This window comes from Dactylosporangium sp. NPDC050588 (assembly GCF_040654975.1).
GTDB lineage: Bacteria > Actinomycetota > Actinomycetes > Mycobacteriales > Micromonosporaceae > Dactylosporangium > Dactylosporangium maewongense.
Genome location: NZ_JBFAJA010000061.1, coordinates 75,782 through 87,741 on the forward strand (window position 1 = coordinate 75,782; position 11,960 = coordinate 87,741).

10 protein-coding genes are annotated in these 11,960 nt (G+C 73.4%); 8 read left to right on the plus strand and 2 right to left on the minus strand.

Features of this window, described 5'->3' with window-relative positions; translation table 11 throughout:
* Positions 1-341: 341 nt before the first annotated feature.
* Together AB0I21_RS36335 and AB0I21_RS36340 are read left to right on the plus strand one after the other, a co-directional pair.
* Entirely contained in the window at positions 342-1,790 is a 1,449-nt protein-coding gene (locus AB0I21_RS36335; RefSeq protein WP_360568050.1) for a fibronectin type III domain-containing protein, read from the plus strand.
* 240 nt (positions 1,791-2,030) lie between these two features.
* Positions 2,031-4,643: a tetratricopeptide repeat protein gene (locus AB0I21_RS36340; RefSeq protein ID WP_360568074.1), complete on the plus strand. Its 2,613-nt coding sequence runs from the start codon at positions 2,031-2,033 to the stop codon at positions 4,641-4,643.
* A 9-nt stretch (positions 4,644-4,652) separates the two neighbouring features.
* On the opposite strand, the gene AB0I21_RS36345 is transcribed toward AB0I21_RS36340, so the two are convergent.
* Complete coding sequence (locus AB0I21_RS36345; protein ID WP_360568052.1) at positions 4,653-5,594, minus strand: LysR family transcriptional regulator; 942 nt, start codon at positions 5,592-5,594, stop codon at positions 4,653-4,655.
* A 93-nt stretch (positions 5,595-5,687) separates the two neighbouring features.
* Between AB0I21_RS36345 and AB0I21_RS36350 the strand changes: the two genes are divergently transcribed.
* Genes AB0I21_RS36350 through AB0I21_RS36365 form a run of 4 tightly spaced genes read left to right on the plus strand, consistent with a single transcriptional unit; the run spans position 5,688 to position 9,610 of the window.
* A complete protein-coding gene (locus AB0I21_RS36350) occupies positions 5,688-6,464 on the plus strand; it encodes a hypothetical protein (RefSeq protein WP_360568054.1) in 777 nt (258 codons plus the stop codon).
* Positions 6,461-6,850 carry a RidA family protein gene (locus AB0I21_RS36355; protein ID WP_360568056.1) on the plus strand — a complete coding sequence of 130 codons (390 nt, stop codon included), beginning with the start codon at positions 6,461-6,463 and terminating at the stop codon, positions 6,848-6,850. Before AB0I21_RS36350 ends, AB0I21_RS36355 begins: the two co-directional genes overlap by 4 nt.
* Positions 6,831-8,780, plus strand: a complete 1,950-nt coding sequence (locus AB0I21_RS36360; protein ID WP_360568058.1) for a prolyl oligopeptidase family serine peptidase — start codon at positions 6,831-6,833, stop codon at positions 8,778-8,780. The genes AB0I21_RS36355 and AB0I21_RS36360 overlap by 20 nt, the downstream gene beginning before the upstream one ends.
* The gene (locus tag AB0I21_RS36365; RefSeq protein ID WP_360568060.1) at positions 8,777-9,610 is read left to right on the plus strand and encodes an SDR family NAD(P)-dependent oxidoreductase; all 834 of its coding nucleotides are present in this window, start codon (positions 8,777-8,779) and stop codon (positions 9,608-9,610) included. Before AB0I21_RS36360 ends, AB0I21_RS36365 begins: the two co-directional genes overlap by 4 nt.
* 50 nt (positions 9,611-9,660) lie before the next feature.
* Here AB0I21_RS36365 and AB0I21_RS36370 read toward each other — a convergent pair whose 3' ends face one another.
* On the minus strand, positions 9,661-10,302 hold the full coding sequence (locus AB0I21_RS36370) for a hypothetical protein (protein WP_360568062.1): 642 nt from the start codon (positions 10,300-10,302) through the stop codon (positions 9,661-9,663).
* A 355-nt stretch (positions 10,303-10,657) separates the two neighbouring features.
* Between AB0I21_RS36370 and AB0I21_RS36375 the strand changes: the two genes are divergently transcribed.
* Entirely contained in the window at positions 10,658-11,365 is a 708-nt protein-coding gene (locus tag AB0I21_RS36375) for a helix-turn-helix domain-containing protein (RefSeq protein WP_360568076.1), read from the plus strand.
* 90 nt (positions 11,366-11,455) lie between these two features.
* A partial coding sequence (locus tag AB0I21_RS36380; RefSeq protein ID WP_360568078.1) for a hypothetical protein occupies positions 11,456-11,960 on the plus strand: 505 nt, incomplete at its 3' end.

Below are 11,960 nucleotides of genomic sequence, written 5' to 3' on the forward strand. Positions count from 1 at the left end.
GGAGACCTGCCGCCGAGACGGGCCGTGGCCCACCGTAGAGAGGTCCACGACCGCAAATCAACCCATCGGCCGACTTCCTTCGCTACGCAGCCGGATCGTCACATGGCGTATATTCCTATTGGCGATCGGACATCCGGCACACCCAGCTGAAACGCGCATCGGCCGGCACTCCGGCCGCTGGCGTACGCCGATTCGCCTTGCCCTGCCTGTACATGCGACCTCCTATGACAAATAGGAGCCGATGAGGCGGAGCGCCCCCGACGCCGCTCGCGCCAGACGATTGACATCAACAGGAAGCTTTGTTTACAGTTGCTCGCCGTTCCCTCTAGAGAGGATCGTCGATGCGCAGGTTTCTCGTTCGGGCAGCCGCGCTCGGCGTGCTGCTGGCAGGGCTCACCGGGATCTCCGGCGCCACCGCCGCGACCGGGCCCGTCCCGCTCGCGCCGGCGGACCTGACCGGGTCGGTCGCCAACACCGGGATCTCGTTGTCGTGGCGGCAGCCCGCGGGCGGTCCCGCGGTCGCGTCGTTCCGGGTGTACGAGGGCGGGGTGCTCGTGCGGCGCACCGCGACCACGTCGGCACCCATGCAGTACATCGGCGTCAACACCACCCACACCTACACCGTGACCGCGGTCTCCGCGACCGGCGTGGAGTCGGCCCAGTCGGTGCCGTTCACGGGGACCACGTGGACGCCCGGCATGGCGCCGCAGTGCACCGAGCCCGCGCCGACCACCGTGTTCGACGTGACCTCCTCCGCCCTGTCGGTGCGCTGGACCGTGGGCCGGTCGTCGCCGCTGCTCGCCCTGACCGTCAACGGCCGCGATCACGGCGTCGTGTCCGGCACCGGCCTGCGGGTCGGGGGCCTCACCCCGGACACCTCGTACGCGGTCGCGCTGCGGCGGGTCGGCTGCGGCTCGCAGGAACCCACGGTGGGATACGCGACCACCCGCACGCTGCCGGGCACGACGAACACCACGGCGGCCCCGCGCGACCTGGTCGTCACCGGCCGCAGCGACCGCTCCATCGCGCTGGCCTGGTCGGGGCCGACGGACGGGTCCTACGTCCACCAGTACGCGATCTACGACGGCGCCTACCGGGTGGCCACGAGCTGGACCCGGTCGGCGACGGTCACCGGGCTGTTCCACGGCACCGGGCACCGCTTCACGGTGGCGGCGCTGAACGTGGCCGGCAACGAGTCCGAGCACAGCCCCGTGCTGTCGCCGTCGACCGAGCCCTGCCCGGCGCAGCCGCCGGCCCCGGCGCGGGTGAGCGCTTCCGCCGTCACCGCGTCCACCGCCCGCCTGGACTGGACCCTCGAGTCGACCGCCACCTCGTACACCGTGCTGGACGGCAACACCGTCGTCGCCACCGTCACCGAGCCGGCCGCGGTGCTCACCGGCCTGGCGTCCGCGTCGACGCACCAGCTGCGCGTGGTGGGCCTGCTGGCCGGCTGCCCCGACACGCCTGCCTCGGCACCGGTCACGGTGACCACGCTGCCGGGAGCGGCCGACCGGCCGGCGGCCCCGGCCGGCTTCCAGGCGGGCCGGGCGACGATCGCCGACGGGTACTACGCCGACATCCCGCTGTCCTGGTCGACCTCGACAGGCCTGACCTACCGCCTCTACGACGGCGCGACGGTGGTCGGCACCTACCCGGCCGGCGCGGTGACCCTGCGCACGCGGGGCGCCGAACGCCACCTGTACCGGCTGACCGCGGTCAACGCCGACGGCGACGAGTCGGCGCCGTCCGGCCCCGTCGAGGTCATCACCCCGTTCCTGGTCGCGCCGTAAGCGACAGCCGCCCAGCAGGCCAGGGCAGTGGGCCCCCGTTTCCGGCCCACCACCCTGGCCTGCGTCGTGTCGAAGCACCGGTGTCCCGGGGTGTCTCCCAGGATCGCCGGGCGCAGTGGCGGCCGCGAGGTCGGCGGGCGGAAGTTGACCGGCAACTTCCGCCGCTGAGATCCTGGGCCCCGGCATGGGTCCGGCCCGGTACTGATGCCGTCGGTGCTCGGCATCTACGGGAAGGATCGGATGTTCGGCGCGCAGGTGCGTGCCCATCGCCAGCGGCGGGGCATGACGCAGGAGGAACTGGCCGCCAGGACGGGCGTGAGTGCCCGCAGCATCCGCAATCTCGAGGCCGGCCGGATCGACCGCCCACGGGCCAGCACGGTGCGGCTGCTCGCCGACGCGTTCGCGCTGCGCGGCGACGACCGGGACCTGTTCTTCCGGTCCGCGCTGGACGACGCCGGGCAGCAGCCGGCGGACGCGGCCCCGGCACGCGGGCGGCCCGCGCCCGCGCAGCTGCCCGCCGACGTGGCCGGGTTCGTCGGCCGCACCGACCACCTGCGGCACCTCACCAAACTGCTCGACAACGCCGACCGGTCGGCGACCGTCGTCATCTCCGCCGTCGCCGGCACCGCCGGGGTCGGCAAGACCGCACTGGCCGTGCACTGGGCCCACCAGGCCCGGGACCGGTTCCCCGACGGCCAGCTGTACGTGAACCTCCGCGGCTACGACCCCGACCGACCCGCAAGCCCCGACGACGTCCTCGCCAGGTTTCTCGACACGCTCGGCGTCACCGGCCCCGACATCCCCGCCGACCTGGACGAACGGACCGCCCGCTACCGCACCGAGATCGCCGGCCGGCGCATGCTCATCGTCCTGGACAACGCCGCCACCGTCGAACAGGTCCGCCCGCTGCTGCCCGGCACCGGACCGTGCATGGTGCTGGTGACCAGCCGTGACAGCCTCGCCGGACTCGTCGCCGTCCACGGCGCCCAACGCCTCACCCTCGACCTGCTCCCACCCGACGACGCCGTCACGCTCCTCCGCCGCCTGATCGGCCACCGCATCGACGCCGACCCCACCGCCGCCGCCACACTCGCCGCCCAGTGCGCCCTGCTACCACTGGCGCTCCGGGTCGCCGCCGAACTCGCCGTCGCCCGCCCCACCACCCCCATCACGGAACTCGTCGACGAGCTGGCCGACCACCAGCAGCGCCTGGACCTCCTCGACGCCGACGGCGACCCCCGCGCCGCCGTGACCGCCGTGTTCTCCTGGTCGATACGACACCTTCCGCCCGACGCCGCCCGAACCTTCCGCCTCCTGGGCCTGCACCCCGGCCCCGACTTCGACGCCTACAGCGCCGCCGCGCTCACCGGCACCGGCCTCGCGCCGGCCCGCCACGCTTTGGACCGGCTCGCCCGGGCCCACCTCGTGCACCCCACCGGCCCCGGCCGGTACGCCATGCACGACCTCCTCCGCGCCTACGCCACCAGCCTGGCCAATGCGGAGGACCCCGAGACCGGCCGCAGGGCGGCGTCGATCCGGCTCTTCGACTACTACCTGGCCACCGCCACGGCGGCCGCGCGTCTCCTGCACCCCGCAGGCGCCCAGGACCAGTCCGGCACTCCCCCGCCGGTCGCAGCCGCCCCAGACCTCACCGACCCCGAGACCGCCCAACGGTGGCTCGACGCCGAACGGCCCTGCCTCTTGGCCGCCGTCACCCACACCGCGGTCCACGGTCTGCCCACCCACGCGGTGCGACTGTCGATGGCCCTGTACGAACACCTCGAAGGCGGCCACTACATCGACGCGCTGACCATCCACGGGCACGCCCGCGACGCCGCCCGCCAGACCGGCGACGTCGCCGGGCAGGCCCACACGCTGCTCGCCCTCGGCACCACCAACCTCGGCCTCGGCCGGACCGACCCCGCCGGGGAGCACCTCGCGCAGGCGCTGACCCTGTTCCAGCGCGCCGGTGACCAGGTCGGCGAAGCCCGCGTCGTGCTGAACCTCGGCCGGGTCGACGACCACCGGGGGCGGCACCAGGTCGCCACGGAGCACCACGAGCGGGCCCTGATCCTGTACCGGCAGCTCGGCGACGCGATCGGCGAAGCCCGCGTCCTGACCAGCCTCGGCAACGTCGAGGAGCACCGGGGGCGGTACGAGGCCGCCACCAACCACCACAGGCAGGCACTGACCCTGTTCCGGCAGGACGGCCACACCATCGGCGAAGCCATGAGCCTGATGAACCTGGGCGTCGTGGAGGACTTCCGGGGCCTCTACCAGGCCGCCGCCGAGCACCACGGGCAGGCGCTCGCCCTGTTCCGGCAGACCGGCTACCCACGCGGCGAGGCCATGGCCCTGCACAACCTCGGCATCGCCGAGATGCGGCGGGGCCGCTACCAGGCGTCCGCCGAGCACCACGAGCAGGAGCTCGCGCTGTGCCGGCGACTCGCCTGGCCCCGCGGCGAGGCCTGGGCGCTGGACGGCCTGGGCAGTGTCCACACCCGGCTCGGCCGGCCCGACCGGGCCGCCGACCTCCACCAGCAGGCGCTCGCCCTCTTCCAGAAGTCCGGCGAGCGGGACGGCGAGGCCCGGGCACTCAACGGCCTGGCCGAGGCCGCGATCGCCGCCGGCCGCCCGGCCGACGCCCTGCCCCACCTCACCACCGTGCTCCGCACCGCCCCCCGCGACCAGCGGGCCCGCGCCCACGCGAGCCTCGGCAAGGCCCACCGGGCCCTCGGCGACCCCGCCCTCGCCCGGCACCACTACGACCACGCCCTGACCCTCTACACCGACCTCGGCTCCCCGCACGCCGCCGACGTCCGCGCCGACCTCACAGCGCTCGACGACCGGTAGGCCGACGGATCAGTCCATGGCTGCGAGCAGCGCGTCGCTGACGGTCCTCGCGGCGGGGGAACTGTAGGGCTGGAGCCCTTTCACCAGGGTCAGGCGGGTTCTGGTCAACCGCCGGTCGGTGAGGGGGACGCGGACCAGGGTGCCCTGCGCCAGTTCGGCGGCGGTGTCCTCGGCGGCCATGAAGATCGCCGTCATGGTGCGTGCCGCGATGTCGCGCAGCAGGGCGAGCGAGTCCACCTCGTGGCTGATCCTCAGGTGGGTACCGGTCTCCGCACAGGCCCGGTCCACCTCCTGCCTGATGCCGAAGCGCGTGCCGGGCAGGGCGACCGGATGATCGCCGACGTCGCGCAGCGAGCACGCCGGCAGCCCGGCGAGTGGGTGGTCGGGGCGGACCATCACGGACAGGGGCAACGGCTGGTCCTTCAGCGTGACGACGTCCGAGCGGGTCGGTGCCCCGAAGACGAACCCGAGGTGTGCGCTGCCCTCGGCGACGGCGGCACCGACGTCGTGGGAGCCGGCGACGCGGACATCGATGCGGATGTCGGGATGGGTGGAGGCCAGCGCCTGGAGGGTGTCCGGGATGTACCGACCCAGTGGGCCCTCGACGGTGGCGATGACGACGTGCCCGCGCACGCCGTGCCGGTCGGCGTCGAGCTCCGAACGCAGGTCGGCGGCCCGCTGCTGGGTGTGCGTCGCGAACTCCAGGACCTGGTGCCCGGCGGCGGTCAGGGTCATTCCTCGGGAGCCGCGGGTGAACAGCCGCACGCCGAGATCCTCTTCCAGCAGCCGGATCTGGCGGCTGACGGCGCTGGGCGCCACGAACAGGTTCGCACCGGCGCGCATCACCGAGCCGGTGGCCGCGACCTCGCGGAAGTAGCGCAGCGCCGATGATTCGGTCGAGTGCAGCGGGCCACCTCCGGGCGTCTCGATGATCTTGCGAATTGTTCGCAAGATCGGTGCCAAAGTTCATTCTGGTCATCTCAATTGGCGAATGCAAGGCTCGTCGGTGAACCGACCCGCTTCCGCCGACCCCGAGGATGTGCCGTGTCCGATCTGGTGCCGACCCCGTTCGGCTACGCCTTCCTGCCGGGCGTCAGGCAGTACTCCCAGGGCGTGGTGGGCACCGAGGGCCACGCCCTGACCCGGGTGCAGTTCTCCTCCCCCGTGGCACTGAACGACGGGTTGCGCCTGGCCGCGAAGATCATCGATGCCGCGGGCCGGCCGCCGGCGGCGTTGTGCGCCTGCGAGCTGCGCACGCCGGCCCCGTTCACGGAGGCGGAGTTCACCGCGTTCAACGGCCGGTACGTGGGCGCCCTGGCGGCCTTCGGCGTCCAGCTGCACGGTGGCGGCAGCCCGGTCGCCCGCACCAACGTGTGCCCGCCCGCGGGACTGGTCGACGAGCCGAGCATGCACGCGTTCTGCTTCACCGTGCCGGCCACCGCCGGCCCGGTCACCGACTTCGTCGTCTCCGGCAGTGCCGAGGTCCCCGAGGGCCTGGACACCTACCACGATCATGTCGTCGCCCCGGGGGACACGACGCCCGGCGGCCTGCTGGACAAGGCGCGGTTCGTGCTCGGCGAGCTGACGGGCCGCATGGCCGGCCTCGGCGTGACCGGCGAAGCGCCACACGCCGTGCAGGTGTACTCCACGCACGACATCCACGCGGTCCTGACCGGTCCGGTCGCCACCGGATTCGCGCCGCACCGCGGCGTGACGTGGCATCCCGCGCGACCCCCGGTGGCGGGCCTGGACTTCGAGATGGACTGCCGCACGGTGAGCACCGAACGCCTGATCGACCCGCAGGGAAGGAATCACAGATGAAGCAGGAGCACTACGTGCGACCCAGCGGGCTTCCGCCCGTCAACGGGTACAGCCACGCGGTCGCCCACCAAGGACGCAGCATCCTGGTGTCCGGCCAGGTGCCGCTGGACGCCGACGGGAACCTGGTGGGGGCCGGCGATCCCGAACGGCAGGTCGCCCAGGTCTTCACCAACCTGGCCACCGCGCTCGCCGCGGCGGGCGCCGGCCTGCACGACGTCGTGAAGCTGACCGTGTACCTGACCGACCGCGCCGACCTCGCCGCGTTCCGGCGCGTGCGGGATCGGCACATCGACCTGGCCCGGCCGCCGGCGAGCACGCTGGTGCTGGTCCATGGCCTGATCGACCCGGAGTTCCGGGTGGAGATCGATGCCCTCGCCGTCCGCTGACGCCGCGGCGTCCGTCCTCCCGCCGGGCACGTGGCCGAGCCCGATCACCGCGGCGGACAAGATCGGCTACGCCGGTGTCGCCGTCCGCGACGGCGGGGACACGGTGTGGTGGGCGCAGACCACGCCCGGAAGCACCGGCCGGATGAGCGTGTTCCGCCACGACCGCGGTGGCTCGGTGCGCGAGGTGCTCCCCCGGTGGCTCGACGCGCGCACCCGGGTGCACGAGTACGGCGGGCAGGGCTGGGCCGTCGTGGGGCAGACCCTGGTGACGAGCAACTTCGCCGATCAGCGCCTGTACCGCGTGGACGGCGGCACGGCCCTGCCCCTGACACCCGACACCGGCCTCGCCGACCGGTACGCGCAGCCGACCGAGCTTCCCGGCACCGGATGGGTCGTGTGCGTCGCCGAGCGCCACCGGGCCACGGTGCGCCACGCGCTGGTCGCGGTGGCGCTCGACGGGTCCGGTGCCGTCGTGGACCTGTGGACCGGGTCGGACTTCGTCGCGGCACCGGCGATCTCACCGGACGGGCGGAGCATCGCGTTTCTGACCTGGGACCATCCGCTGATGCCCTGGGACGGGACGCTGCTGCGGACCGCGGCACTCACCTTCGATCAGGGCCGTCCCGCCATCCACGACGTGACGGCCGTCCTCGGCGGGCCGGAGGAGTCGGTCCTGGCACCGTCGTGGATGGACGACCGCACGGTGTGCGCGGCGACCGACCGGACCGGGTGGTGGAATCTCGTCGCCGTGCCGGCGGCCCACCCTGCCGCGGACGGCGGGCCGGTGCCGATGTGGCCGGTGGCCCAGGAGTGCGGAGTTCCGCTGTGGCAGCTGGGCTTCCGCAGCCACGTCCCGGTCTCCGGTGGCCGCACGGCGGTGGTGTCCGGCGGTCGGCTGGTCGTGCTCGACCCGGACGGCACCGCGGCCGCGTTCGAGTGCCCGTTCACGAGCTGGCTGCCGTGGCTCGACGCCGAAGGCGACGTCGTCGCCGGGGTCGCGGCGGCAGACGACCGCGCGCCCGCCCTCGTCAAGGTCGACACCGTGACCGGCGCCTGGACCGTCCTCGCGGAGCCGCCCCAGCCGGAGCCGGCCTGGACACCACGGCCGCACCGCCGCACCGTTTCGACCCCCACCGGGGAGGTGCCGGTGCACTTCTACCCGCCGACCTCGCCGCTGTACCGGTTGCCGGAGGGCACCACGCCGCCGGCCATCATGTGGGCCCACGGCGGCCCCACCGCGTCCTTCCCGCAGCACCACCAGCCCGAAGTCGCCTACTTCACCAGCCGCGGCCTCGCCTTCGTCGCCGTGGACTACACCGGATCCAGCGGACGCGGCCGGCGGCACCGCACCGCGCTGCGGGGACAATGGGGCGTCGCCGACGTCACCGACTGCATCGCCGTCGCCCGCGACCTCCTCGAGCGCGGCCGCGTGTCCCGCATCGCCATCCGCGGGATCAGCGCGGGCGGGCTCACCGCGCTGCTGGCACTGGCGCGGCCGGGCTCGCCGTTCGCCGGAGGCGTCTCCTACGCCGGCGTCGCCGATCTGAGTCACTTCGCGCGGCACACCCACGAGTTCGAGTCCCGCTACCTCGACGGGCTCATCGGGCCGCTGCCCGAGGCGCAGGCCATCTACGACGACCGGTCACCGCTGTCACACATCGAGGCGGTCACCCGGCCGGTACTGCTGCTGCACGGGGAGCGCGACCCGGTCGTTCCGCTGGAGCAGGCGCAGGCGCTGGCCCAGGCGCTGACCGCCGGGCAGGTGCCGCACGCCCTGCTCGTGTTCGCCGACGAGGGGCACGTCTTCGGCAAGTCAGAGACGATCGCCGCCGCGCTGGACGCCGAGCTCGGCTTCTACGGCCGACTCCTCGGCTTCGACCCACCGGGCGTCGCACGCCTCCCGCTGACCGGCGTGGCAGGAGATCCATGACGATCGACCGGCCCACCGTGATGATCACCGGCGCCACCGACGGTCTGGGCCGTGCCCTGGCCCACCGGCTCGCGGCCGACGGCACCCGGCTCGTCCTGCACGGACGCGACCCCGGCAAGCTCCGCCACACCGCCGCGGAGCTGCGCCGCCGGCACGACTGCCCGCCACCGGCCACCGTCTGCGCGGACCTGTCCGAGCTCGCGCAGGTCCGCCGGCTGGCCCGCGACGTGGCGTCGGCCACCGACCGGCTCGACGCGCTCGTCAACAACGCCGGAGTCGGCTTCGGCGGGGCTGGAGAGCGGCACCGGCAGCTCAGCGCCGACGGCCACGAACTGCGCTTCGCCGTCAACCACCTCGCCGGCTTCGACCTCACCCTGCGGCTGCTGCACCTCCTGCGCCGCGCACCACATGCCCGGATCGTCAACGTCGCCTCCATCGGCCAGCACCCGATCGACTTCGCCGACGTCATGCTCGAACACGGCTACACCGCGGTGCGGGCGTACCGGCAGAGCAAGCTCGCCCAGATCATCGCCGGCCTCGAACTGGCCGAACGCCTGCGTGGCGAACCCATCACCGTCAACAGCCTGCATCCGGCCACGTACATGCCGACCAAGATGGTGCTGGCCGGCCTCGGTCACAGCGTCGACACGCTCGAAGCCGGCACCGCCGCGACCTGGCGCCTGATCAGGCTCCCCGAGCTGGCCGGCACCACCGGCCGCTTCTTCGACCGCACCACGGAAGCCCGCGCCCATCCCACCGCCTATCAGCAGGACGTCAGAACGCGGCTCTGGCGGCTCAGCATCGACCTCACCACGGCGCCGTCGCTCTGAGCCGGCCACCGAAGAGGCCCCCGTGGGCAGCGGGGGCCTCGGTGGCGGCGTCAGCCGGCGATGAAGGTGAACTGTCCCCCGTCGACGATGGTGCCGTCGGCCATCGTGCCGAAGCCGATGACGATCGTGTGCGACCCGGGCGTCGCCGGCGTGTAGTTGTTGACGAGGACGCCGTTGCCGTCGGTGAAGCCGGTCGCCTTCGGGCCGCCGTCGATGCGGTAGGAGTACGACACCACCCCAGGCACGTACGACGTCACGACGAACACGCCGGGCGTGCCGGCGGCGGCGCCGACCGGGCCGCCGATCGGGTACTGCTCGGACGTGACGGTCGGCGAGCTGCGCGGGTTGAACAGCGCCGAGCCGGTCTCCGACCGGGTGCCGTCGGCGCCGCGGCCGTACACCGACAGCGGTGCGCCGCCGGCCATGTTCACCAGCAGCTCCACCGTGGCGGTGCCGTCGGCCCCGGCCGGCACGACGTGCTCGACGTTGTTCTTGAACTTGTAGACGTAGTCGACGACGTCCGCGGCCACCGGGTGGAAGGTGACGGTGCGGTACGCGTTGAACGGCGCCTCGGGGTCGTGGTCCTCGATCGTCGGCGCGTCGGAGGCGACCTGGTAGTCGAAGGTCGCCGCGAGCCGCCGCCCCTGCGTCCATAGTGGACATCTGGCGGTTTCAGCCGTAATCGACGCCATCGACATTCCGCGATGCGGTCGCGACCGGTCCGGCATGCCGGTGGGCGGTCTGACAGGATGCGAAGATGGCGAACGCATCTGGTGACGGCGTTGCGCGGCGGGTCGTGGTCGTCGGGTACGACGGGTCCGAGCTGCTCGACATCGCCTGCGTCACCTCGACGCTCGACCTGGCCGTCCGTGTCGCGGGGCGGGCGCTGTACCGGACGGAGCTGGTCTCCCCGAACGGGCTGCCGATCCGCTGTGACTCGGGTCTGGAGCTGCACAGCCACGGGTCGCTGCAGCGCGCGACGGGGGCGATCGACACGCTGGTCGTGTCCGGGGGCGAGGGCACGAGGCCGCGGCCGCCGACCCGGCGATCGTCGCGCACGTCCGGCGGCTCGCCACGCTCGCCCGGCGGGTCGCGTCGGTGTGCACGGGCGCGACCGTGCTCGCCGCCGCGGGGCTGCTCGACGGCCGGCGGGCGACCACGCACTGGCACTACGCCGACGCGCTCGCGCGGCAGTACCCGTCCGTCCACGTCGATCCCCGGCCGATCTTCATCCGCGACGGGCGCGTCGCCACGTCGGCCGGTGTCACCAGCGCCCTCGACCTGACGCTGGCGCTGGTGACCGAGGACTGCGGGCCCGACCTGGCCCGGATCGTCGCGCAGGCGCTGGTCACCTACCTGCAGCGGCCGGGCAACCAGGCGCAGATGAGCGTGTTCACCGCACCGAACCCCGACCACGTGACGGTCCGCGAGGCCGTCGCCTACGTCACCGCGCACCTGGCGACCACGCTCGACACGGCGACGGTGGCCAAGCACTGCGACGTGAGCGCACGGCAGTTGCACCGGCTGTTCATCGAGCACCTCGGCATGCCACCTGGCCGGTTCGTGCGCCGCACCCGGCTGGACACCGCCGCGCGGCTGCTGTCGACCACCGACCACCCCATCGGGCTGGTCGCCCGGTGGTGCGGGTTCACGTCGCTGGAGACCCTCCGGCAGGCGTTCGTCGCGCAGTACGGGGTGCCGCCGTCGCAGTACCGGTCGATGTCGACGGCGCTCGTCACCGGCTCGCGTTTGTAATGCGGGTGCCCCTTGCCCGGAGTGCCAGGATTTCTGACGCGATGCCGGGTCCGCCTCCCCGGCTGACCAAGGCGTGGTCACAGTGAGGGCATGACCCCCTCGCACACCGTCGATCGAGACACGTCCTCATGGCTGACGCGCCGCTGGCCGACCGCGGTCGGACTGGCCGCCGCGACCGCCGTGCTGCTCACCGTCGCCGACCGGGAGACCGCCGTCACCTGCGTGTGGGTGGCCGCGCTCTGCTACGTCGCGGCGGCCGCCCTGCACCGGCCGTGGATGGCGTGGGTGGCCGTGCCCGCCGGCAGCGTCGTCATCGCCGTCGGGGAGATCGCCGGCACGGGTCGATGGGTGCTGCTGGGCGCCACCGCGGCCGTGCTCGCCGCCGGCGCCCTGATCATCGGCGGCGAGCGCCGCCAGGTGGTCACGCAGAGCGTCGCCGGCGTGGTGTACGGCGGTGCCGCGCTCGCCGCGTTGACCCTCGACCCGAATGCCGGCCTCGTCGACGCCCGCGCCCTTGGGCACCGAGCCGTGGATGAGGGAGCTCTTGCCCGACCCCGCGACGCCCGTGACGACGACCAGCACGCCCAGCGGCACG

Bases quoted from the DNA above. Each gene is read 5' to 3' on its own strand.
- AB0I21_RS36335 (WP_360568050.1), top strand. From the start codon at position 342: ATGCGCAGGTTTCTCGTTCGGGCAGCCGCGCTCGGCGTGCTGCTGGCA.
- AB0I21_RS36340 (WP_360568074.1), top strand. From the start codon at position 2,031: ATGTTCGGCGCGCAGGTGCGTGCCCATCGCCAGCGGCGGGGCATGACG.
- AB0I21_RS36355 (WP_360568056.1), top strand. From the start codon at position 6,461: ATGAAGCAGGAGCACTACGTGCGACCCAGCGGGCTTCCGCCCGTCAAC.
- AB0I21_RS36360 (WP_360568058.1), top strand. From the start codon at position 6,831: ATGCCCTCGCCGTCCGCTGACGCCGCGGCGTCCGTCCTCCCGCCGGGC.
- AB0I21_RS36365 (WP_360568060.1), top strand. From the start codon at position 8,777: ATGACGATCGACCGGCCCACCGTGATGATCACCGGCGCCACCGACGGT.
- AB0I21_RS36370 (WP_360568062.1), bottom strand. From the start codon at position 10,302: ATGGCGTCGATTACGGCTGAAACCGCCAGATGTCCACTATGGACGCAG.